Annotated in this window: 18 protein-coding genes, 1 tRNA gene and 1 pseudogene; 8 read left to right on the top strand and 12 right to left on the bottom strand. The window is 74.7% G+C overall.

Translation table 11 applies throughout. From position 1 onward, the window contains the following. Positions 1–126 precede the first annotated feature (126 nt). Positions 127–486 (bottom strand): response regulator, encoded by a 360-nt coding sequence (locus M0638_RS12110; RefSeq protein ID WP_248667248.1) that lies wholly within the window; start codon positions 484–486, stop codon positions 127–129. Between the two features lie 203 nt (positions 487–689). Continuing rightward, positions 690–1526 (bottom strand): serine O-acetyltransferase, encoded by an 837-nt coding sequence (gene cysE / locus M0638_RS12105; protein ID WP_248667247.1) that lies wholly within the window; start codon positions 1524–1526, stop codon positions 690–692. 178 nt (positions 1527–1704) lie between these two features. Here cysE and M0638_RS12100 point away from each other — a divergent pair, with 178 nt between their 5' ends. Continuing rightward, positions 1705–2190 (top strand): FeoA family protein, encoded by a 486-nt coding sequence (locus tag M0638_RS12100; RefSeq protein WP_248667246.1) that lies wholly within the window; start codon positions 1705–1707, stop codon positions 2188–2190. 67 nt (positions 2191–2257) lie between these two features. Further along, positions 2258–4177 (top strand): ferrous iron transport protein B, encoded by a 1920-nt coding sequence (feoB, locus tag M0638_RS12095; RefSeq protein WP_456316034.1) that lies wholly within the window; start codon positions 2258–2260, stop codon positions 4175–4177. Positions 4178–4478: 301 nt separating this feature from the next. On the opposite strand, the gene M0638_RS12090 is transcribed toward feoB, so the two are convergent. Continuing rightward, positions 4479–5369: an ROK family protein gene (locus M0638_RS12090; protein ID WP_248667244.1), complete on the bottom strand. Its 891-nt coding sequence runs from the start codon at positions 5367–5369 to the stop codon at positions 4479–4481. Positions 5370–5496: 127 nt separating this feature from the next. Here M0638_RS12090 and M0638_RS12085 point away from each other — a divergent pair, with 127 nt between their 5' ends. The 6 genes and pseudogenes from M0638_RS12085 to dxs all read left to right on the top strand — a co-directional run bounded on the left by M0638_RS12085 (position 5497) and on the right by dxs (position 11346). Continuing rightward, the gene (locus M0638_RS12085) at positions 5497–5775 is read left to right on the top strand and encodes a sulfurtransferase TusA family protein (protein ID WP_248667243.1); all 279 of its coding nucleotides are present in this window, start codon (positions 5497–5499) and stop codon (positions 5773–5775) included. After that, the gene (locus tag M0638_RS12080) at positions 5772–6704 is read left to right on the top strand and encodes a histone deacetylase family protein (protein ID WP_248667242.1); all 933 of its coding nucleotides are present in this window, start codon (positions 5772–5774) and stop codon (positions 6702–6704) included. Before M0638_RS12085 ends, M0638_RS12080 begins: the two co-directional genes overlap by 4 nt. A gap of 212 nt (positions 6705–6916) precedes the next feature. Continuing rightward, a complete protein-coding gene (locus M0638_RS12075) occupies positions 6917–7852 on the top strand; it encodes a GAF domain-containing protein (RefSeq protein WP_248667241.1) in 936 nt (311 codons plus the stop codon). Positions 7853–8150: 298 nt separating this feature from the next. Further along, a pseudogene (locus M0638_RS12070) lies at positions 8151–8381 on the top strand (exodeoxyribonuclease VII small subunit); the annotation flags it as partial. Positions 8382–8401: 20 nt separating this feature from the next. Then, positions 8402–9328, top strand: coding sequence for a polyprenyl synthetase family protein (locus M0638_RS12065; RefSeq protein WP_248667240.1), 927 nt, complete (start codon positions 8402–8404; stop codon positions 9326–9328). Then, a complete protein-coding gene (dxs, locus tag M0638_RS12060) occupies positions 9328–11346 on the top strand; it encodes a 1-deoxy-D-xylulose-5-phosphate synthase (protein ID WP_248667239.1) in 2019 nt (672 codons plus the stop codon). The genes M0638_RS12065 and dxs overlap by 1 nt, the downstream gene beginning before the upstream one ends. 101 nt (positions 11347–11447) lie before the next feature. Here the strand turns inward: dxs and M0638_RS12055 are convergent, their stop codons facing one another. The 9 genes from M0638_RS12055 to M0638_RS12015 form a co-directional block, all read right to left on the bottom strand. Then, positions 11448–12272 carry a YdcF family protein gene (locus M0638_RS12055; protein ID WP_248667238.1) on the bottom strand — a complete coding sequence of 275 codons (825 nt, stop codon included), beginning with the start codon at positions 12270–12272 and terminating at the stop codon, positions 11448–11450. Positions 12273–12282: 10 nt separating this feature from the next. Continuing rightward, the gene (locus tag M0638_RS12050) at positions 12283–13701 is read right to left on the bottom strand and encodes an FAD-dependent oxidoreductase (protein WP_408903455.1); all 1419 of its coding nucleotides are present in this window, start codon (positions 13699–13701) and stop codon (positions 12283–12285) included. A gap of 262 nt (positions 13702–13963) precedes the next feature. Further along, on the bottom strand, positions 13964–14731 hold the full coding sequence (locus tag M0638_RS12045; protein ID WP_248667237.1) for a phosphoribosyltransferase: 768 nt from the start codon (positions 14729–14731) through the stop codon (positions 13964–13966). 59 nt (positions 14732–14790) lie between these two features. Beyond that, positions 14791–15387, bottom strand: a complete 597-nt coding sequence (locus M0638_RS12040) for a DUF3035 domain-containing protein (protein ID WP_248667236.1) — start codon at positions 15385–15387, stop codon at positions 14791–14793. Then, the gene (lspA, locus tag M0638_RS12035) at positions 15384–15911 is read right to left on the bottom strand and encodes a signal peptidase II (RefSeq protein ID WP_248667235.1); all 528 of its coding nucleotides are present in this window, start codon (positions 15909–15911) and stop codon (positions 15384–15386) included. Before lspA ends, M0638_RS12040 begins: the two co-directional genes overlap by 4 nt. Then, a complete protein-coding gene (ileS, locus tag M0638_RS12030; protein WP_248667234.1) occupies positions 15911–18820 on the bottom strand; it encodes an isoleucine--tRNA ligase in 2910 nt (969 codons plus the stop codon). Before ileS ends, lspA begins: the two co-directional genes overlap by 1 nt. Before the next feature lie 382 nt (positions 18821–19202). Continuing rightward, a complete protein-coding gene (phaZ, locus tag M0638_RS12025) occupies positions 19203–20420 on the bottom strand; it encodes a polyhydroxyalkanoate depolymerase (RefSeq protein ID WP_248667233.1) in 1218 nt (405 codons plus the stop codon). Between the two features lie 468 nt (positions 20421–20888). Further along, positions 20889–20963 (bottom strand) — tRNA-Gln (locus tag M0638_RS12020). 43 nt (positions 20964–21006) lie between these two features. Beyond that, positions 21007–21990, bottom strand: coding sequence for a 4-(cytidine 5'-diphospho)-2-C-methyl-D-erythritol kinase (locus M0638_RS12015; protein WP_408903451.1), 984 nt, complete (start codon positions 21988–21990; stop codon positions 21007–21009). Positions 21991–22032 lie beyond the last annotated feature (42 nt).

The following is a 22032-nucleotide window of genomic DNA, read 5'->3' as shown; positions in this document are numbered from 1 at the left end:
GCGTCCTATCGGCCCGCACCCATGCGGACCGGCCCGTGGCGCACGCCGGCGGCGCGGATCGCGTTCCGCGCTGCCCGCGCCTCGCCCGCCACCGGCGCGTTCAGGCCCGGAACGCGCCGCCGGCGTTCAGGCGCAGAGCGCGTCCAGCGCCCGGGTCAGCTCCGCCGGGTCGTAGGGCTTGGCCAGCACCGGCACGTCCTTGTAGCCGGGCGGCAGCCCCGCCGCGCCGTAGCCCGTGGCCACGATGAAGGGCACGCCGCGCGCCGCCAGCGCATCCGCCACGGGGGTCGAGGTCTCGCCGCCGAGGTTGAGGTCGAGCACCGCCACGTCGGGCAGGCCCTTCTCGATCAGCTTGAGCGCCTCGGCCACCGTGGTGGCGGGCCCCATGATCGTGCAGCCCACCTCCAGCAGCGCGTCCTCGACCAGCATGGCCACGAGCGCCTCGTCCTCCACGACCAACACCCGGCGATCTGCCAGTCGGCCCATCAACTCTCTCCTGTCCAGTCGTGTCGGGGCCGCACGCCGCGGCGCGCGGCCGGCCCGCCCCTCCGCGCGACGCCGCGGGATCGTAATGCAGCAATGCCCCGGCGCCCCGAAGGTGGCGTCAACAGATCGTGCGCGTGCGGCCGCGGGCCGTCCCGGACGGGCCGGAACGGGCTTCCGCCCCGCCCCGGGGCGGCTGCCGGTTCTCAGGCCGGCGCGTCCGGCAGCCGATGATCCATCAGCAGGCCGGACATCGGCAGGTGCGGCAGGCCGACCAGGCGCGCGGGCACGCCCACCGCCGTGCGGAAGGGTGGCACGTCCTGCAGCACCACGGAACCCGCGCCGATCTTGGCGCCGGCCCCGATCTCGATGTTGCCCAGGATGTGCGCGCCGGCGCCGATCAGCACGCCCTCGCGCACCTTGGGGTGGCGGTCGCCGGCCTGCTTGCCGGTGCCGCCCAGGGTGACGCCCTGCAGGATCGAGACGTCGTCGCCGATCACCGAGGTCTCGCCCACCACCACGGCGGTGCCGTGGTCGATGAACACCCCCGCGCCGACCCGCGCGGCCGGGTGGATGTCCACGCCGAAGGTCTCGGAGACGCGGCTCTGGAAGTGGGCGGCGAGGTCGACGCGGCCGCGGTGCCAGAGCCAGTGGTTCACGCGGTGCCATTGCAGCGCGTGGAAGCCCTTGAAGTGCAGGAAGGGCGTCAGCCGGTCCGGGGCGGCCGGGTTGCGGTCGGTGGCGGCATCGAGGTCGCGGCCGGCGGCGGCGGCGATGCCGCGCTCGGCCGTCAGCGCCTCGTGCACCAGGCGGACCAGGCGCTCCTCCGGCATGTCGGCGCCGGCCAGCTTGCCGGCCAGCAGGTGCGCCAGCGCGTCCTCGAAGCAGGCGCGGCCGATCAGCACCCGCCGGAGATAGGGCGCGAGCAGGTCCTCGGCGGCGGCGACGCGCTGGGCCAGGCCGCGCAGCTCGGCGAACAGGGCCTCGCGGCAGGGCGAGACGGAATGGCGGCAGGGCTCCGGCACCGTCTGGTTCTGTCGCATCGTGAACGCCTCTTCCATGGGATGGCGGAATTAAGGCCGGGGGGCGGACACGGGAAGGGGGGGCGGCGAGCGGCAGCCAAGCGCCCCGGGCGCGGGTGGCGGAATTGCGAATTCCTCGCAGGTGGCCTATCTCCCTCGCACCCCGGCCGTCCCAGGGCCGCCATCGAGGAGCAACACCATGCGGGACGCGCGCTCCCCGGCCGCGGCAGTCTCCGACGCGCCGTCGGCCAGCCCCACGGCCGGCGCGGCCGCGCCCCCGCCCGCCCTGCGGACGCTCGCCGAGGCGGCGGTCGGGTTCCGCGGCCGCATCCACGCCGTGCGGGCGCTGGCCGGCAACCCGGCGATCGAGCCGGAGGAGCTGGAGCGGCGGCTGCTGGAGCTGGGCTTCGCCGAGGGCGAGACGGTGGAGGTGCTGCACCAGGGCCTGTTCGGGCGCGACCCGATCGCGCTGCGCATCGCCGGCACCACGATCGCGCTGCGCCGGCGCGAGGCCGCGGCGCTGCTGGTCGAGGCCCTGCCAGACGGCGCGGAGGCCGGCGGACGGGGGACGGATCGGCGGGAGGCGGGGAAGCCGCCGGCCCACCGGCCGGGCAGTGCCGGCCCGGGCAGTGCTGGCCCGGGCACCGCTGGCCCGGGCAGCGCTGGCAAGGACGGGCCCGCTTGAGCGCCACGGCGCGCGGCGGCACGGGAGAACGCCGTTGAACGAGATCGCCCCCCATCTCGCAGCGACCCTGCGCGCGCCGCGCGTGGCGCTGGTCGGCAACCCGAATTGCGGCAAGACGGCGCTGTTCAACGCGCTGACCGGCAGCCGCCAGCACGTGGCGAACTATCCGGGTGTCACGGTGGAGCGGAAGGAGGGGGCGGCCCACACCGCTGCCGGCACCGCGATCCGCCTGCTCGACCTGCCCGGCACCTACTCGCTGCGCGCCCGCTCGCCCGACGAGGTGGTGACGCGCGACGTGGTGCTCGGCCGCCAGCGCGGCGAGCCGGCGCCGGACCTGCTGCTCTGCGTCGCCGACGCCACCAATCTGCGCCTCGGCCTGCGGCTGGTGCTGGAGCTGAAGCGGCTCGGGCAGCCGATGCTGCTCGCGCTCAACATGTTCGACATCGCCCGTCACCGCGGCTTCGCGATCGACCTCGACCGGCTCTCCGCCGAGCTCGGCATGCCGGTGGTCGCCACCGTGGCGGTGCGCCGCGGCGGCACGCGGGCGCTGCTGGAGGCGCTCGACCGCGCGCTGCCGGCGGCCTCGGCCGCCCCGTCGCCGGACACCCGGGTATCCGCCTCGGCCTCCCCCGGCGGGGCCGAAGGCTGGACGCCTCCCGACGCCGCCGGCATCCGCGCCGTGCAGCGCGAGGCGGACCGCATCCTGCGCGCCGCGGTGACGCCGCCGGCGCGGCCGGACACCGTGACCAGCCGCATCGACGCGGTGCTGCTGCACCCCGTGGCCGGGCTGCTGATCCTGCTCGCCCTGCTGTTCCTGATGTTCCAGGCGGTGTTCAGCTGGGCCGAGGCGCCGATGGAGCTGATCGACGGCGCCTTCAGGTCGCTGGGGGACCTGGTCGGCGACCTGCTGCCGGATTCCGGCGCGGCCGGGCTGCTGCGCTCCTTCCTGCGCGACGGGCTGATCTCGGGCGTGGGCTCGGTGCTCGTCTTCCTGCCGCAGATCCTGATCCTGTTCCTGTTCATCCTGCTGCTGGAGGATTTCGGCTACATGGCGCGGGCCGCCTTCCTGATGGACCGCATCATGGGCGGCGCGGGGCTGCACGGGCGCGCCTTCATCCCGCTGCTCTCCTCCTTCGCCTGCGCCATACCGGGCATCATGTCGACGCGGGTGATCGACAGCCGGCACGACCGGCTGACCACCATCCTGGTCGCCCCGCTGATGACCTGCTCGGCGCGCATCCCGGTCTACACGCTGATCATCGCGGCCTTCATCCCGGACCGGACGGTCTGGGGCGGCTGGGTCGGGCTGCAGGGCCTCGTGATGTTCGGGCTCTACGCGGTGGGCATCCTCTCGGCGCTGACCGTCTCCTTCCTGGCCAGGCGCCTGCTCTGGCGCGGCCGCCCGGCCGAGCCCTTCATGCTGGAGCTGCCGGACTACAAGCTGCCCTCGGCGCGCTCCGTGCTGCTCGGCCTGTGGCAGCGGGCCAAGGCGTTCCTGCGCCGCGCCGGCACCACCATCCTCTCGATGATGGTGCTGATCTGGTTCCTCTCCTCGGTGCCGCCCGCGCCCGAGGACGCGACCGAGCCCGCCATCGAGTACAGCCTGGCCGCCACCATCGGCCACGCGGTGGAGCCGCTGATCGCGCCGATCGGCTTCAACTGGCAGATCGGCGTGGCGCTGATCCCCGGCATGGCGGCGCGCGAGGTGGCGGTCGCCTCGCTCGGCACGGTCTACGCGGTGGCGAACGCCGAGGAGGAGACCAGCGAGCTCGGCCAGACCCTGGCCGGCAAGTGGAGCCTCGCCACGGCGCTGGCCTTCCTCGCCTGGTACGTCTTCGCGCCGCAATGCGTGGCGACGCTCGGCGTGATCCGGCGCGAGACGGGTGGCTACACCTGGATGTGGGTGACCTTCGGCTACATGCTGGCGCTGGCCTACCTCGCCGCCTTCGTCACCTACCGCACGGCGGTGGCGCTGGGCGCCGGCTAGAGCGGATCGCTGGAGGGCGGCTACGCCCGGAGGCGTGAATCCGCTCGGAAAACAATGGGGTGGGGCGGCACGCAGTCCCAGCCGGTCTGCGTTCCGCTCCAGAGCATTTTCGAGCCGGGCGTACCCACCCGGCGACCCGGAAAATGCGAAGAACCGGAAGGCTGAGCCGTTCCCGACCCGACCGCCTCGGGCCGGGGCCGCTCCAGCCATTGTTTTCCCGCATTTTCCGGGCCACGGGGCAGCCCCGCCCCGCGCCCCCGAAAGCCCGCGGCGCGGCGGGAACCGTCCCGGCCGCCCCGCCTCAATCCCAGAGCCGCGCCGCCCCGAACACCCCGGAGCTGTCGCCATGCGCCGCCTGCACCAGAGGCGTGCGCACCGTGTCGCTGAACACGTACTTCCCCCACAGCTCCGGTACGCGCTTGTAGAGGTGGGTCATGTTGGAGACGCCGCCGCCCAGCACGATCACGTCCGGGTCCAGCAGGTTGATGACGGAGGCGAAGGCGCGCGCGGCGCGGTCCGCGTGCCGCTCCAGCGCCGCCACCGCCACCTGGTCGCCGTGCGCGGCGCGCTCGGGCAGGGCGCTGGCGTCGCGCATGCCCTCGCCGTCGGCGTCGCGCGCCAGGGCGGGGCCGGAGAGGAACACCTCGTTGCAGCCGAGGCGCCCGCACCAGCAGCGTCGGCCGGGGAACTCCTCGGGGGTCATCCAGGGCAGCGGGTTGTGGCCCCACTCGGCGGCCACCTTGTTCAGCCCCTCGACGATCTTCCCGTTCACCACGAGGCCGCCGCCGACGCCGGTGCCGAAGATCACGGCGAAGACCACGCCGTAGCCGCGGCCGGCGCCGTCCGCCGCCTCGCTCATGGCGAGGCAGTTGGCGTCGTTGCTGATCCTCACGGGCCGGCCGAGGCGCGCCTCCAGGTCCTGCTGCAGGGGCCTGCCGTTGAGGAAGGTGGAGTTGCCGTTGCGCACGAGGCCGGTGACCGGGCTCAGGCTGCCCGGGATGCCGATGCCGAGCGAGCCCTTCTCCTCCAGGTCGCGCTCGGTGGCCTCCGCCATGTCGCCGATCAGGCGCACCACGGCGTCGTACTCGTGCGGGGTGGGTTCGCGCCGGCGCAGCCGGACGCCGCCGGCGGGGTCGAGCGCCACGATCTCGGTCTTGGTGCCGCCGAGGTCGATGCCGAGTCGGAGGGTCATGGCGGGAGGATGGTGGGGGCGGCGGCCCTGCCGCAAGGGCTGCGTCGCCTCATATTGCCCTCCCCGGCGCGGAATGATGCAATCCGTGGTCGGAAGGGCTCCCGGGAGGAGCCCCCTGGAGGCGCCGATGTCCGAGACTCTGCTCGACCTGCAGGGCCTGACCTGTCCCCTGCCCGTGCTGAAGGCCAACAAGGCGTTGCGCCACCTGCCGCCCGGCTCCCGCCTCACCGTGCTCGCCACCGACCCGGCCAGCGCCAAGGATTTCCGCGCCTTCTGCCGCGAGACGGGCCATGCGCTGGTCTCCTTCGGCGAGAGCGAGGGGGTGTACCGCTTCGTGATCCGCCGGCGCGACGAGACGGCTTCCGGCGCGGCGGGCGGGGCGGCGGGCGGCGGGGCCGGGACGTGAACACGCTGCTCTTCACCCACCAGGCCTGCCTCGACCACCGGACGGGGGTCGATCACCCGGAATGCCCGGACCGCCTGCGCGCCGTGCTGCGCGCGCTGGAGACCGAGGAGTTCATGCACCTCGACCGGCGGGAGGCGCCGCGCGCCACCACGGCGCAGCTCGAACGCGTCCACCCCGCGCCCTACGTGGCGGCGATCCTGGCGGCGGGGCCGGCGCCGGGCGAGACGTTGCGCCACCTCGACGGCGACACGGTGATGTCGGCGGGCTCGGTGGAGGCGGCGCTGCGCGCGGCCGGCGCCGGGGTGGCGGCCGTGGACGCGGTGATGGCGGGGGAGGCGCCGCGCGCCTTCTGCGCCGTCCGCCCGCCCGGCCACCATGCCGAGCCGGCGCAGGCCATGGGCTTCTGCCTGTTCGCCAACGCCGCCGTCGCGGCGCGCCACGCCCGGGCGGCGCACGGGCTGGGCCGGGTGGCGGTGGTGGATTTCGACGTCCATCACGGCAACGGCACCCAGGCGATCTTCGAGCGCGACCCGACGCTGTTCTACGCCTCCTCGCACCAGTACCCCTGCTATCCCGGCACCGGGCTGGAGGACGAGACGGGGGTGGGCAACATCGTCAACGCGACGCTGCCCCCCGGCGCCACCGGCGTCGAGTTCCGCGCCGCCTGGGCCGACCGGCTGCTGCCGGCGCTGGAGGCGTTCGCGCCGGAGCTGCTGGTGGTCTCGGCGGGCTTCGACGCGCATGCCCGGGACCCGCTGGCCCAGCTCCGCGTGCGCGAGGACGACTTCGCCTGGCTGACCGAGGCGCTTTGCCGCATCGCCGACCGCCACGCGCGGGGGCGGCTGGTCTCGACGCTGGAGGGCGGCTACGACCTCAACGCCCTGGCCAGCAGCACGGCGGCGCATGTGCGGGCGCTGATGCTGAGCTGAGCCGGCCGGATCTCCCCGGGCGGGGCGGCCGCGGGCGGGGCGGCAGCACCCGCCGGGGCGCCGCCATCCGCTCCCGGCGGCCGGCGGCGACCGGCCTGCCTGCCGGCACGGCGGCGAGGCCGCGGCATCCGCGGGCCTTTCCCGCCGCTTGACGCTGCCGCTCCCCGGCGGCGAACCTTCCGGGATCGCACGAAGCTGGGGTGCCGGGGCGAATGCAGACGTTCATCCGCGTGATCGAGATCTGGCTGCCGAGTCCCGACCGCACCAGGCTGGTGCTGGGCGACGGGCTGTACGGACCGCTCGGCGGGTTCCGCGCGGCGAGCGAGCGCATCAGCTTCGCCTACGGCGAGGGCCTGCCGGGAAGGGCCTGGGCGGCCCGGCATCCCATCATCCTGAAGGACCTGCAGACCTCCTACTTCCTCCGCGGCGAGGCGGCGCAGGCGGCGGGGCTCACCTGCGCCGTCGCCCTGCCGGTGCTGGCCGGCGACATCCTGCTGGCGGTGGTGGTGTTCCTGTGCGGCGACGACGAGGCGCATGTCGGCGCCATCGAGCTGTGGCGCAACGACGCCCGCGAGAACACCGAGATGAGCCTGGTGGACGGCTACTACGGCACCGCCGACGCCTTCGGCTGGCTGTCGCAGAACACGCGCTTCATGCGCGGCTTCGGCCTGCCGGGGCTGGCCTGGCAGGCGGGGCTGCCGGTGGCGATGGCCGATCTCGGCCGCGCGCACGGCTTCCTGCGCTGGGAGGGGGCGGTCAAGGTCGGGCTCAACAAGGGCATGGCCTTCCCCTATCCCGACGACGGCTCCGGCCTGACCTGGGTGCTGGCCTTCATCTCGGCGCAGGGGACGCCGATCGCCCGCCGCTTCGAGATCTGGCTGCCGGACGAGGCGCGCGCCTCGCTGGTGCTGCAGGTGGATGACGGCGGGGCGGAGGGGAGCGAGGCGGAGGAAGGACCGTCGATCAGCGTGCCGCGCGGCGAGGGGCTGGTCGGGCGCGCCTGGAGCACCTGCGCGCCGGTGGTGGCGCACGCCACGGGCGCCGGGTCGGGGGACACGGCGCCGGGGCAGGCCGAATCGGGCGCCGCGGTCGCCATTCCCTTCCTGCGCGAAGCCCGCCTGTCGGCGGTGGTCGTCTGGCGCTTCTGAGCCGGCGGCCGGCATGGCGGCCAGCCGCGGCGGCGCCATGTCCCGGCCCCGGGGCCGCCCGCTGGGGGGCTTGCGGCGCGGCCGTGCCGGTGCCCGCCCGTCCCCGGCGCGGCACGCGGCCGTGTCGATGCCGGGACGGCCGGCCTCGCCCCGGCCCACCGCGACGTGTTACAAGCCCATGATGCAGAGCACCACCACGGAGCCGGCCATGCCGGATGCCCGCGCGGCCCAGGGAACGAAGCCGGGAACGACTCCGGAAGGGACGGGCGGCGGGGCCGCTCCGGACGCGGCGCAGGAGGTCCGCTCCCTCTCCTTCGAGGCCGCCCTGGCCGAGCTCGAAGGGATCGTCCGCCGGCTCGAGGGCGGGCAGGGACGGCTGGAGGAGGCGATCGACGCCTACGAGCGCGGTGCCGCGCTGCGGCGGCACTGCGAGCACAAGCTGGCCGAGGCCGAGGCCAGGGTGCAGGCCATCGTCGAGGGGCCGGACGGCGCCCCGGCGGGCCTGCGCGAATTCAGGGATGCCGGCTAGCGGCCGGGGAGAGGACTGGGATGCAGGACAAGACGGGCACGGCCCTCCCGGCGGAGGCGCTGCCCGCCGCGCTGTCCGCCGCCGCCGAGGCGATCGAGCAGGCGCTGGACGTGCTGCTGCCACGGGCCGAGGGAGCCGAGGCGCGGCTCTACGAGGCGATGCGCTACGGCGCCATGGGCGGCGGCAAGCGGATGCGCGGCTTCCTGGTGCTGGAGGGGGCGCGGCAGTTCACCGTCTCCCGCTCGGCGGCGCTGCGCGTCGCCGCCGCGATCGAGATGGTGCACGCCTACTCGCTGGTCCATGACGACCTGCCGGCGATGGACGACGACGACCTGCGCCGCGGCAAGCCGACCTGCCACCGGGCCTTCGACGAGGCGACCGCGATCCTGGCCGGGGACGCGCTGCTGACCCACGCCTTCACCGTGCTGGCCGGCGAGGACACCCACCCGGACCCGGCGGTGCGCTGCGAGCTGATCCGCTGCCTCTCCCTCGCCGCCGGGCCGCGCGGCATGGTGGGCGGGCAGATGCTCGACATGCTGGCCGAGGCGGCCGAGCCCGGCGCCGCCACCGAGGCCTCGGTCGGACGGCTGCAATTGCTCAAGACCGGCAAGCTGATCGAGTTCTCCGCCGAGGCCGGCGCCATCCTCGGCAAGGCGCCGATCAGCCAGCGCCACGCCCTGGCCGCCTATGGCCGCGAGCTGGGGGCGGCGTTCCAGATCGCGGACGATCTGCTTGACGCCACCGCCACGGCGGGGGAAACCGGCAAGCGGACCGGCAAGGATGCCGAGGCCGGCAAGGCGACTCTGGTCGGGCTGCTCGGCCTCGAACGCGCCCGCATCCAGGCCGAGGCGCTGGTGGAACAGGCGAAATTGCATCTGGAAGGCTTCGGGGAACGCGCCGGGCTGCTGTGCGCGCTTGCCGCCTACACGATCGAGCGGAGGCACTGATGGCCCAGGGCGGCAATTCCCAGCTTGGCACCTCCCAGTCCGGTGTTTCCCAGTCCGGTAACGCCCAGCCGGGGAAGGCGCAGGCCGGCCCGGCAACGCCGCTGCTCGACCGCGTGCGATACCCGTCCGACCTGCGCAACCTCTCGAACGAGCAGCTCCGGCAGGTGGCCGACGAGCTGCGCGCCGAGACCATCCACGCGGTCAGCCAGACCGGCGGGCATCTCGGCGCCTCGCTCGGCGTGGTGGAGCTGACCGTCGCGGTGCATGCCGTGTTCGACACGCCGCACGACCGGCTGATCTGGGACGTCGGCCACCAGGCCTACCCGCACAAGATCCTGACCGGGCGTCGCGACCGCATCCGCACCCTGCGCCAGGGCGGCGGCCTCTCCGGCTTCACCCGCCGCAGCGAGAGCGAGTACGACCCGTTCGGCGCCGCCCACTCCTCCACCTCCATCTCGGCCGGCCTCGGCATGGCCGTGGCGCGGCGGCTGAAGGGCGAGAAGGCGGGCCGCGACGCCGAGCACGTCATCGCCGTGATCGGCGACGGCGCGATGAGCGCCGGCATGGCCTACGAGGCGATGAACAACGCCGGCGCCAGCAAGGCGCGGCTGATCGTCGTGCTGAACGACAACGACATGTCGATCGCGCCGCCCGTCGGCGCCATGTCGAACTACCTCTCCCGCCTGATCTCCTCTCGCCCCTTCCTCAACCTGCGCGACCTGATGGCGCGCATGGCCAGGCGCTTCCCGGGGCCGATCGAGCGCGCCGCGCGCCGGGCCGACGAGTATGCCCGCGGCCTGCTGACCGGCGGCACGCTGTTCGAGGAGCTGGGCTTCTACTACGTCGGTCCGATCGACGGGCACGACCTCGACCACCTGCTGCCCGTGCTGCGCAACCTGCGCGACGCGGACGACCTGACGCCGGTGCTGCTGCACGTCGTGACGCAGAAGGGCAAGGGCTACGCCCCGGCCGAGGCCAGCGCCGACAAGTACCACGGCGTGGTGAAGTTCAACGTCGTCACCGGCGAGCAGGTCAAGGCGCCGCCGGGACCGCCGAGCTTCACCAAGGTCTTCGCCAACGCGCTGGTGGCCGAGGCCGAGGCGGACGAGCGGGTGGTGGCGGTGACCGCCGCCATGCCCTCCGGCACCGGGCTCGACATCTTCGGCAAGCGCTTCCCCGGCCGCACCTTCGACGTGGGCATCGCCGAGCAGCACGCCGTCACCTTCGCCGCCGGCATGGCGACCGAGGGGATGAAGCCCTTCGTCGCGATCTACTCCACCTTCCTCCAGCGCGCCTACGACCAGGTGGTGCACGACGTGGCGCTGCAGAAGCTGCCCGTGCGCTTCGCCATGGACCGCGCCGGGCTGGTCGGCGCCGACGGCGCGACGCATGCCGGCGCCTACGACATCGCCTATCTCGGCTGCATCCCCGAGATGGTGCTGATGGCCTCGGCCGACGAGGCGGAGCTGGCGCACATGGTGGCGACGGCCGCCGCGATCGACGACCGCCCCTCCGCCTTCCGCTTCCCGCGCGGCGAGGGCTTCGGCGTCGAGGTGCCGAGGCGCGGCACCGTGCTGGAGATCGGCAAGGGACGCGTGCTGCGCGAGGGGAGCAAGGTCGCGATCCTCTCCTACGGCGCGCGGCTGCACGAGGCGCTGAAGGCGGCCGACGAGCTGGGCGCGCGCGGCTTCTCCACCACGGTCGCCGATGCCCGCTTCGCCAAGCCGCTCGACACGGCGCTGGTCGAGCGCCTCGCGCGCGAGCACGCGGTGCTGATCACGGTCGAGGAGGGCTCGGTCGGCGGCTTCGGCTCGCTGGTGCTGCAGCACCTCGCCTGGAAGGGGCTGCTCGACCACGGGCTGAAGGTGCGGCCGATGGTGCTGCCCGACCGGTTCATCGACCATGAATCGCCGCGCGTGCAGTACGACCAGGCGGGGCTGAACGCGCGGCAGATCGCGGCGGCGGCGCTGGCCGCGCTGGGCGCCGACGAGGCGCGGGCACTCTCGGCGAGCGCCTGAGCCGGCATCCGCTGCCGGCGCCTTTTCGGGGAAGGCTCCGCCTTCCCCGTTCCCCATCCGCCAGGAGGGCGGCGCCCTTCCTGGCTGCCGGCATCGTCGTCTCAATCCGGCCCCGGGAACAGCGCGTCGGTCCGCCCCAGCAGCCGGTACGCGATCAGCCCCACCCACTCGTGCACCGCCCAGTCGAGGTCGCCGAGGCGGCGTCCGGGCGCGGCGCCATCCCAGAGCGTGGCCAGCCGGCGGCCCGACTTGAACGCCACCGGCCAGGGCAGCACGGCCCAGCCCTGCCGCCGGAAGATCCCCACCGAGCGCGGCATGTGGCTGGCCGAGGTGATCAGGATCCAGGTCTCGCCCGGCGCCGGCCGCACCAGCGCGCGCGAGAAGGCGGCGTTCTCGTGGGTGTTGCGGGAGCGGTCCTCGTACAGCACCCGGCCCGGCGCGATGCCCAGCCCGTCGAACAGGGCGCGCGCCACCTGCGCCTCCGACACCGCGCCGGGCAGCAGCAGGCCGCTGCCGCCGGTGAAGACCAGCCGCGCCTCCGGGTAGCGCCGCGCCAGGGTGGCGAAGGTCGTCATGCGCTCGGCGGCGGCGTTCAGGCTCGGCAGGCCCCATTCGGCCGTCAGCTCCGTCTCCACGGCACCGCCGAGCACGATGATGCCGTCCACCCGCGCCGGCGGCGCCGCGACGATGGGGAAGCGCGATTCCAGGGTCAGCAGCAGCAGCGGCCCGACCGGCAGCAGGATGACGAAGGCCAGCCCGCCCAGGCCGAGGGTCAGCAGCCGCCGCCCCCAGAGGTATCCCCGGAGGCGCCCCCCGGGCCGTTCCCGGCGCAGCCAGATCAGGGCGAGTCCGGCCCAGCTCACCAGCAGCAGGAAATTGCTCGGCTGCAGCAGCATCCAGAGCAGCTTGGAGAGGGCGAAGCTCATGCGTGGCGCGTCAGGCCGCGACCGGCTCGCGCCGAAGATGCGCGCCCTGCCCTTCCAGCGCCGCCTGGAGCGCCGGGACCGGCACGGCGCGCGGCGGCACGCCCCGGTCCGCCGCGATCGCTGCCGCCACGCCCGCCGCCTGGCCGGTGAGCCAGCACTGCGGGATCTCGCGCAGGAAGGAATGGCTGGTGGCGTCGCAGGATAGGTGCCGCCCCGGCGCCAGCAGCCCGTCCAGCCGCTCCGGCACCAGCGCGCCGTAGGGGACCGAGACGGCGGGGAATTTCGGCGAGAGGGAGGGCGAGACGCCGATCTCGTCCGGCGCGACGCGCCCGTCCCAGCATTCCCGCGTCACCGCCGAGACGCCGCGCAGGCGGCGGCCGTGGCGGACGCCGATCTGCGGGGCCGAGAGCATGAGGTAGGCGTCGGCGAAGCCCGGCGCGTTCGCCCGGTAGAAGGCGAGATGGTCCAGCATCAGCCGGTGCGAGCGGATCTCCACCTCGGTCAGGTCGTCCACGTCGAGGGCGGAGTAGCCGGCGAGGCGCGGGCCCATGAACAGCGCCACGTCGTCGCGCCAGGAGACGAAGGCCTTGTCGAGCAGGCCGCAGGCGGCGCGGCCGCGCGCGAGGAAGTCGGCGAAGGCGTCGGGTGCTGCGGCGCGCCAGCGCAGGTGGCGGGGCATGTCCACCCCGCCGAACAGCCAGGACGTGTTGATGCAGCCGTGGATGTCGCGCGCGTCCACCTCGCTGCCGTACTCGGCGCCGGCGGCGGCGAACAGGTCGCCGTCGCCGGTCGCGTCCACGGTGACGCGCGCCAGGACGGCGCGCCGGCCCTGCTTGCTCTCGAAGGCGGCGCCGCGCACGGCCCCGTCCTCGACCACGGGGGCCGCGCCCCAGGCATGGAAGAGGGGCTGCGCGCCGGACTCCAGCAGCAGGGCGAGCGAGGTGGCCTTCAGCCATTCCGGGTCGCAGGTGGGGGAGTTGGTGACCACGCCGTGGAAGGCGGCGGTGCGGAGCTGCCACCAGGCGGCCGTCGCGGCGTCGCGCGCGCCCCAGGCGGCGGGGGGCGGGCCGGCCAGCGCGCCGCGCGGCAGGCGCGAGAGCAGCTCCTCGGCGAAGCCGCGGATGACGGGCCGGCCCTCCCAGTCCGTCATGCGGTCGATCCAGAGCACGAGGCCACCGGTGGAGAGTCCGCCCAGGTGGTTGTGCCGCTCCAGCAGCAAGGTGCGGGCGCCGAGGCGCGCGGCGGCGACGGCGGCGGCGGTGCCGGCCGGGCCGCCGCCCACCACCAGCACGTCGCACTCGGCATGCACGGGAATGTCGCGCGCCGGCTCGCGGATCGTGCGCCCGGTGGGCGGCCGGCGCGCGCCGCGGCCGGCATCGAGGATCTCGGACTGGAAGAACAGGCGGCCGCCGGCGTCGCTCGTACCCATGCCAGCAGCATAGAGCATTTCCGGACCGGGCATACTTGCCCGGGGACGTGGAAAATGCGTGAAAACAACGGCCAGGCGGATCGCCGGTGGGCGGCATGCCCGAGGGCGTGGCGCCGCCCCGAGGACGAGGACCCGCGGTCGAACCGCGGCCGCGACCGGGCTGCGGTTCGCCGCGGGGCAGGGCGGATGGCGCTTCGAGCCCCTTCCCTGCCCCCGCGCGCATGGCGGCCCGGCCGGCCGCGCGAACGCCGGCGGTGGCGGGCTACGCGGACTGGCCCGGTGGCCTCTCCTCCGGCGGTGGAGCGGCGCCCTGCCCGGCCGGCAGCGTCACCGCGACCGGCACGCTTTCGGGCCGGGGCACCCAGGCCGTGCCCTCGCGCCGGAACAGCGGCGTCGCGTAGGCCGCGGCCACCGGCACCGCCGCGTCCCACCCCGCCAGCCAGCGATCCCCCTGCGCCATGGCCACGCAGAGCCCGACCGGCACGACGCCGGCCAGGCGCAGCAGCGCCAGCCCGGCCAGGGCCGAGCTGCCCGTGGAGATCACGTCGTCCACCAGCAGCACGCGCCGTCCCGCGAGGCGGGGCAGCAGGCGCGGGTCGAGCCACATCCGTCGCTCGCCCGGCGCGGTGGAGGAGGCGACGGGCACGGAAAGCGCCTCGTCGTACCAGCGCTTGCGCGAATAGCCCGGCGCCACCCAGTTGCGGTGCCCGAGCGCCTCGGCGACCAGCGGCCCGAAGACGTGGCCGAGCGTGGGCAGCCCCACCACCGCCTCGGCACCGAGCGGCCGCGCCGCCTCGGCCATCCAGCCGGCGAGGCGGCGGCAGACGGCGAAGCTCGCCTGGTTGGCGATCAGCCCGGTGACGGCGAGGTCGCCGAAGTCGCGCAGCGGCAGCACCAGCCGGCTGCCATCCGGCATGGCGGCGGGGTAGCGGTCGGTCCAGGGACCCCGGGGAGGACCGGGGTCAGCAGGCAGGAATTCCTGCCAGAACCCGGCCGCCTCGCCCATGGCCGGGTCGGTCCCGGCGGACATGCCGCCTCGCGTCGCGTCCGGGATGCCGCGGCCGGCCGGGTCGGCGCCGGCGACGCCGCTCAGAACGGGTTGAGCCAGCCGAAGTCGAAGATCGGCCGGCGCGTGCGCTGGATGACCGGGGTATCGCCCTCGGTCACCTCGCGCCCGAGCGCCGCGTTCTCGCGCAGCCGCGAGGCCTCGCGGGTCGGATCGACTGGCGTGCCCGGGGTCGGCGGCTCGCGCCAGAACATCAGCCGGTCCACCACGTCCTGCGGCGGCCGGTCGAGGCTCAGGCTCTCCTCGTCCACCCGCCGGCGTATGTCGCGCGGCGCCGCGGCGCCGGCCTGGGCGACCAGCGCCTGCTCGGCGGCATCGGGGCGGGCGTTGGTGCGGCCGGCCAGGGCGGTGGAGGGCACCAGCGCCGCCTCGGCCGCCTCGCGCTGGGTCATCTCCTGCGGGCGGGCGGCGCCGGGGCGGGGCACGGGAAGGTTGTTGAGGTCCGGCGGCATGGAGAGGGGCGCGCGGGTCGTCACCTGGAACTCGTCCGGCGCGTCCCGGGTGAAGCCGAAGGCGCGCTGCGTCTCCGGGCCGCAGCCGGCCAGCAGCCCGAGGGCCACCCCGAGGGCCGCCCCGATGGGCACCTTGGCGAAGATCGTTGCAGGGGCGCGAGGAATCATGTTCCTTCTCTAACGCCGGGGTTGGTCCGGAACAAGGCATCAGCGATCAGCGCGACCACGCCGCAGACGATTGCCGCGTCGGCCAGGTTGAACACGTACCAGTGCCAGGTGCCCTCGCCGAAGGTCACGTGGGCGTCTACGAAGTCCACCACCGCGCCGAAGCGCAGCCGGTCGATGGCGTTGCCGGCGGCGCCCCCCACCACCCCGCCCAGCGCCACGGCGACGAGACCGGTCTCGGCCCGCGCCATCCAGCGCAGCAGGAAGGCGGCGATGAGGATGGCGAGCAGGGCCAGCACCACGTGGTGCCAGCCGCCGCTGCCGCTCAGCAGCCCGAAGGTGACGCCGCGGTTCCAGACCATGGTCAGGTCCAACCCGAAGGGCGGCAGGTCGAGCAGCGGCACGGAGCCGCGCTCGGGCAGGCGCAGCACCTCCAGCACCCACCACTTGCTGATCTGGTCCACCACCAGGATCAGCAGCGCGATCGGCAGGCCGCGCCGGAAGCCGAATGGGAGCGGGGCGCGCATCAGGCCGCCGCCGGGGTGGCGGGAAGCGCCTCGACCACCGCCTCGCAGCGCCGGCAGAGGGTCGGGTGCGCGGCGGAAGTGCCGACCTCGGTCAGCACGCGCCAGCAGCGTTCGCACTTCTCGCCGGGCGCGCGGGCGAAGCCGACCGCCACCTCCGGCACGTCCGGCAGCGCGTAGGCGCCTTCGGGCGCAGCCTCGGCGAGCGTCAGGCCGGAGGTGATGCACAGCTCCGCCCAGCCCTCCGCCGGCAGCAGCGCGGCGTCGGCGGCCGGCAGCGCCAGCACGGGGGCCGCCTGCAGCGAGGCGCCGATCTCGCCCGCCGCCCGCGCCTTCTCCAGCGCGCCGGTGACGACGCGGCGCACCGACCGGATCCGCTCCCAACGCTCGGCCAGCGCCTCGTCGCGCCACTCGGCCGGGATGGCCGGGAAGTCGTGCAGGTGGATGCTGTCCGTCTCCGAGGGGAAGCGCGCCAGCCACGCCTCCTCGGCCGTGAACACCAGCACCGGCGCCAGCCAGGCGGTCAGGCAGCGGTGCAGCGCGTCCAGCACGGTGCGCGCGGCGCGGCGGCGCGGGCTGTCGGCCGCGTCGCAGTAGAGCGCGTCCTTGCGCACGTCGAAGTAGAAGGCGGAAAGATCCGTCGAGCAGAAGGCGTGCAGCTCGGGGTACACGCCGGTCCAGTCGTGGCTCTCCACCGCCGCCCGGAGGCGGGCGTCGAGCTGGGCGAGACGGTGCAGCACCCAGCGCTCCAGCTCCGGCAGCTCGGCGTAGGGAAGCGCCTCGGCCGCGTCGTAGCCGGCGAGGTTGCCGAGCAGCCAGCGCAGCGTGTTGCGCAGGCGGCGGTACAGCTCGGCCTGCTGCTTCAGGATCTCGGGGCCGATGCGCAGGTCGTCCGCCGTGTCGCTGTTCATCACCCACAGGCGCAGGATGTCGGCGCCGTACTTCGCGATCACCTCCTGCGGCGCGGTGACGTTGCCGAGCGACTTCGACATCTTGCGGCCGCCCTCGTCCAGCACGAAGCCGTGCGTCAGCACCGCCTTGAACGGCGCCACGCCGTTGGTGCCGACGGATTCGAGCAGCGAGGAATGGAACCAGCCGCGGTGCTGGTCGGAGCCTTCCAGGTAAAGGTCGGCCGGGAAGTGCAGCCGGTGCTCGGGCAGCACGAAGGCGTGGGTCGAGCCACTCTCGAACCACACGTCCACGATGTCCATCACCTGCTCGTAGTCGGCGGGATCGCGGTCGGTCCCCCCGCCGGTGGAGCCGGCATCGCCATTCAGGAAGCGCGCGGCCGCGCCCTCCTTGTACCAGGCATCCGCCCCCTCCTCGCGGAAGGCGGCGCAGACGCGGTCGATCACCGCCTGGTCGCGCAGCGGCTCGCCGGTGCGCCGGTCCACGAAGACCGGGATCGGCACGCCCCAGGCGCGCTGGCGGCTGATGCACCAGTCCGGCCGCGCCGCCACCATGCTGCCGATGCGGTTGCGCCCCTGGTCCGGCACGAAGCGCGTCGCCGCGATCGCCGCCAGCGCCTTCGCGCGGATCGCGTTGGCGTCGTCCATCGCGATGAACCATTGCGGCGTGGCGCGGAAGATCACCGGCTTCTTGGAGCGCCAGGAATGCGGGTAGGCGTGAGTCACCTCGCCCTTCGCCACGAGGTTCCCCATCGCCTCCAGCGCGGCGTAGACCGGGCCGTGCGCCTTGAAGACGTGGATGCCGGTGAAGCCGGCGGCGCGGCGCGTGTAGGTGCCGTCATCGGCCACCATCTCGATCACCGGCACGCCATGGGCGCGGCAGAGGGCGAAGTCGTCCTCGCCATGCGCGGGCGCCAGGTGGACGAAGCCGGTGCCGGCCTCGGTGGTGACGAAGTCGCCTTCCAGCAGCGGCGCGTCGAAGTCGTAGGCGCCCTCGCCGGCCTGCCAGCCGCGCAGCGGGTGCGCGGCGACGGCGCCGGCCAGCTCCGTGCCCTTCAGCACGCGCCGGATCGTGTGCGCGCCGAGCCCGGCATCCTTGGCGAATTGCGGCAGCAGGGCGAGGGCGACCAGCAGCGTCTCGCCGGGGCGGAGATGCGAGCCCTCGGCCACGCCCTCCACATGCACCAGCGCGTAGTCGATCTCCGGCCCGTAGGCGAGGGCGCGGTTGGCCGGGATGGTCCAGGGCGTGGTGGTCCAGATCACCACCGAGGCGCCGACCAGCTCCGCCGCCCCGGCGGCGAGCACCGGGAAGCGCACCCAGACGGTAGGCGAGACGTGGTCGTGATACTCGATCTCCGCCTCGGCCAGCGCCGTCTTCTCGACCGGGCTCCACATCACCGGCCTGAGGCCCCGGTACAGCGAGCCGTTCATCAGGAACTTGCCGATCTCGGCCGCGATCGCCGCCTCCGAGGGCAGGTCCATGGTGGCGTAGCGCCCGGCCCAGTCGCCGGCGACGCCGAGGCGCTGGAACTCCCCGGACTGCACGCCGAGCCAGTGGCTGGCATAGGCGCGGCACTCGGCGCGGAACTCCAGCACCGGCACGCTGTCCTTGTCCCGGCCGCCCTGGTACTTGCCCTTCGGGTTGCGGTACTCCTCCTCGACCTTCCACTCGATCGGCAGGCCGTGGCAGTCCCAGCCCGGCACGTAGTCGGCATCGTACCCCGACATCTGCGCCGCGCGGTTGATCACGTCCTTCAGGATCTTGTTCAGGGCGTGGCCGATGTGGAGGTTGCCGTTGGCGTAGGGCGGGCCGTCATGCAGCACGAATTGCGGCCGGCCGGCGGACTGCTCGCGCAGGCGCCGCCACAGGCCGAGGCGCTGCCAGCGCTCCAGCCAGCCGGGCTCGCGCTTCGGCAGGTCGCCCTTCATCGGGAAGGCGGTCTGCGGCAGGAACACGGTGCCGCGGTAGTCGCGGGCCGGGGCGGTCTCGGGAGCGTCGTTCATGGGGGCCTTGGAGCGGAACGGTCGGGGCGGCCGGGGGCAACGCAGGGGGAGCAACGCGGGCCGGCGGCCGGGCGGGCCACTGCCTAGGGCAAGGCGGCGCGCGCGGGAAGGTGGGCGTGCGAGGGTATCCCGGCCCTCAGGCGAGGACCGGGCCGGGAATTCGCGTCGGCCGCACCAGCAACAGCATGGGCGGACTATGGGGAGGGGGGCGGAAGCGCGTCAAGCAGCGCCGGTGCGGGGCTGCGGTGCCGGCACGCGGGGGCTGGGCCGGCGCGGCGGCCGGCCGGATCGGCGACCGGCCATGGCGGCGGCCGGCCGGGACGGCTGCGGGGCAGCGTGAACCCGTCCTCCCGGCCCGCCCGCATTCGCCGGCCTCGCGCGTTCAGGCGGCGGCGGACCCGACGAACTGCCGGATGACGGGATAGACCTGCGTCTCCCAGACGGCTCCCTCGAACAGGCCGTCATGCTCGGCATCGACCAGGCAGCGCCGCTTCCTGCCGGCGGGAAGCGAATCGCAGAGATCCAGCGCCGCGCTGCACTGGCCCGCCGGGCAGGACCTGTCCCCTTCGCCTTCCACGGCCAGCAGCGCCGTTTCCCGAAGGGCCGCCATCCGGACCGGCCGGCCGCGCCAGAGCATGCGGCCGAGCATCAGCTCGGGCTCGCGGAAGGTGCGGGCGATCATGTCGAGGTAGAGCTCGGCCGGCACGTCCATCACGGAGCGGAGTTCCTCGTACCGGTCCCGATGCCGGTCGGCGGCGGCGGCGTCGCCGGTGACCAGGTTGGCGAATTGCGCCGTCTGGGCGAAGACGTGCTGGCGCAGGTCCGACAGCACGGCGCCGGACCATTGCAGGGCGCCGGGATGCACGCGGCGCCCGGCGCCCGCGAAGCGTTCCGGCACCACGCCCACCGTGGTCCGCTCGAACCATTCGGGCGGGAGGAGCCTGGACAGGATCTCATCCCGCGTCGGCGCGATCCGCGGATCCACCGGGCCGCCGATCAGGGTCAGGCTGCGCGGCAGCGCCGGGTTGCGGTCCTCGGCCATCAGCGCCGCCGCGGCCAGGGTCGCGACGGCCGGCTGGGAGACGGCGAGCAGATGCGTGTCCGGGCCGAGCGCCTCGAGGAAGGCGATGATCTGCGCGACGAGGTCGTCGAGGCCGAAGGCGCCCGCCTCGACTGGAACCTCGCGCGCGTCGGTCCAGTCCGTGACGTAGACGTCGTGATCGCGCAGCAGCGTCGCCACGGTGGCGCGCAGCCGCGTCGCGAAATGCCCGGACAGCGGGGCGACGACGAGGAGGCGGGGCCCCGGGCTCGGCGTGTCCTTCCCGAGATGCAGCAGCGTGCCGAAGGGCGTGGCCATCGCCACCTCCTCCCGCACGGCGAGAGGGCGCCCGTCCGACCGGACCTCGTCGATGCCGAAGGCCGGCTTGTCGTGGGTCGTGCCGGCGCTCTCCCAGAGGCGCAGCGCCGCGGCGAGCGGGACCATCGGCATCGGGCCGGAATGCCCGTCATCCCGTCGGGACAACGCCTTCTCCGCCCCCAGGGCCATGGCCCTGGCCTGCGACAGCCAATCCTCCTGCGTCTGGCAAAGCCGGTAGATCACGCTGGCTGGTTCCTTCGCGTAAAGCGCATGGGTTCGGGCGCGGGAAGGCGGGGCCGGACCGCACGATCCCGCCGGGGGTGACGACGCCACAGCCGGGGCCGACCGGAAACGTCCGCATCCGGGCGGCGCCACGTCCGGGAGTGCCAACGCCATGCCACCGGCGGGTTGCATGGCGGATGTCCCTCGACCGGAAATCGGCCCGGATGAAAACGACCTGACCTCGCGGCCATGTCCCGACCGGACCTTGCGCGACGGCTTCGCGCCGCGGCGAGGCCGACCCTTCCCCGACCTGCGCCGGTCGGAGCCGATGCCGGAGCCGATGCCGGATCCCGGCCGGTCGCGGCGGGCGGCCTTGCCGCGCGGAAGGAAGGCCCGCCGCCGAACACCCTTTCCGCAAGGGCGCACGGACGGGGACTGCGGTGCCGGGCCGACGGCGCCCGAGACAGGATGCGAACGACGAGGAAGGGCTGGTTGGGGCGCCAGGATTCGAACCTGGGAATGGCGGTACCAAAAACCGCTGCCTTACCACTTGGCGACGCCCCAACGGCGCGGCCCGGCGGTGCGGCGGCACGCCGGGGAAGCCTGATTAAGCCGAGGTGGGCCCGCCGCCAACCCCCTGCCTGACAACGGGCGTGCTCCCGGCGGCGCCGGTCGCGCCCACGGCCGGGGCATCCGCCCGGACATTCGCCCGGACATTCCCCTGGCCCCCCGCCATCGCCCCGCCCCAGCGCCACCAGCCCGGCGGCAATGCCGCCGCCGCCGCGGCCGCCTCGCCGCCCGTGGCGAAGAGGCCGAAGCAGGTGGCGCCGGAGCCGCTCATCCGCGCCAGCAGGCAGCCCGGCAGGCCGCGCAGCGCGGCCAGCACCTCGGCCACGGCGGGGCAGAGGGCGATCGCCGGCGGCTCCAGGTCGTTGCGGCACGCGGCGAGGCCCCGCGCCATCGTCGCCGCGTCCGGCCAGGCCGCCGGCAGCGCCGGCTCGGGCGAGAAGCCGCCGCCACGCGCCCGGAACACGGCGGGCGTCGCCAGCGGCACGCCCGGGTTGACCAGCAGCAGCCCGAATTCCGGCAGCGCGGGCGCGGCCGACAGCTTCTCGCCGATGCCACCCATCCGCACCGGCACGGAGTCGACGCAGACCGGCACATCGGCGCCGAGGCCGGCCGCCACCTCGCGCAGCCGCACGGCCGGCCAGCCCAGCCCCCAGAGCCGGTTCAGCGCCCGCAGCGCCGCCGCCGCGTCGGCCGAGCCGCCGCCGATGCCGGAGGCCACCGGCAGGTGCTTCTCCAGCCGCAGCGCCGCGCGCGGCGCCACGCCCGCCGCCGCCGCCAGGGCGCGGGCGGCACGCAGCACGAGGTTGTCCGGCTCGGCCATCAGCGCCCCGGCCCCCGGCCCGTCCAGCGACAGCGTCAGCCCGTCCGCCGCCGCCGCCTCCACCCGGTCCGCGGCGCCGGCGAACACGGCGAGGCTGTCGAGCAGGTGGTAGCCGTCGGCGCGGCGGCCGGTGACGTGCAGGAACAGGTTCAGCTTGGCCGGCGCCCGCTCCGACACCCGCCCCGGTGCCCGATCCGCCACGCGATCCGCCGCCCGATCCACCGCTGGGCCGGGCGCCGCCCC

This window comes from Roseomonas acroporae (assembly GCF_023223525.1).
Taxonomy (GTDB): Bacteria; Pseudomonadota; Alphaproteobacteria; order Acetobacterales; family Acetobacteraceae; genus Roseomonas_E; species Roseomonas_E acroporae.
Note: the sequence above shows the minus strand (reverse complement) of the source record. Positions and strands in the feature narration are given on the sequence as shown.

Bases quoted from the DNA above. Each gene is read 5' to 3' on its own strand.
- M0638_RS12110 (WP_248667248.1), bottom strand. From the start codon at position 486: ATGGGCCGACTGGCAGATCGCCGGGTGTTGGTCGTGGAGGACGAGGCG.
- cysE (WP_248667247.1), bottom strand. From the start codon at position 1,526: ATGCGACAGAACCAGACGGTGCCGGAGCCCTGCCGCCATTCCGTCTCG.
- M0638_RS12100 (WP_248667246.1), top strand. From the start codon at position 1,705: ATGCGGGACGCGCGCTCCCCGGCCGCGGCAGTCTCCGACGCGCCGTCG.
- M0638_RS12090 (WP_248667244.1), bottom strand. From the start codon at position 5,369: ATGACCCTCCGACTCGGCATCGACCTCGGCGGCACCAAGACCGAGATC.
- M0638_RS12085 (WP_248667243.1), top strand. From the start codon at position 5,497: ATGTCCGAGACTCTGCTCGACCTGCAGGGCCTGACCTGTCCCCTGCCC.
- M0638_RS12075 (WP_248667241.1), top strand. From the start codon at position 6,917: ATGCAGACGTTCATCCGCGTGATCGAGATCTGGCTGCCGAGTCCCGAC.
- M0638_RS12065 (WP_248667240.1), top strand. From the start codon at position 8,402: ATGCAGGACAAGACGGGCACGGCCCTCCCGGCGGAGGCGCTGCCCGCC.
- dxs (WP_248667239.1), top strand. From the start codon at position 9,328: ATGGCCCAGGGCGGCAATTCCCAGCTTGGCACCTCCCAGTCCGGTGTT.
- M0638_RS12055 (WP_248667238.1), bottom strand. From the start codon at position 12,272: ATGAGCTTCGCCCTCTCCAAGCTGCTCTGGATGCTGCTGCAGCCGAGC.
- M0638_RS12050 (WP_408903455.1), bottom strand. From the start codon at position 13,701: ATGGGTACGAGCGACGCCGGCGGCCGCCTGTTCTTCCAGTCCGAGATC.
- M0638_RS12045 (WP_248667237.1), bottom strand. From the start codon at position 14,731: ATGTCCGCCGGGACCGACCCGGCCATGGGCGAGGCGGCCGGGTTCTGG.
- M0638_RS12040 (WP_248667236.1), bottom strand. From the start codon at position 15,387: ATGATTCCTCGCGCCCCTGCAACGATCTTCGCCAAGGTGCCCATCGGG.
- lspA (WP_248667235.1), bottom strand. From the start codon at position 15,911: ATGCGCGCCCCGCTCCCATTCGGCTTCCGGCGCGGCCTGCCGATCGCG.
- ileS (WP_248667234.1), bottom strand. From the start codon at position 18,820: ATGAACGACGCTCCCGAGACCGCCCCGGCCCGCGACTACCGCGGCACC.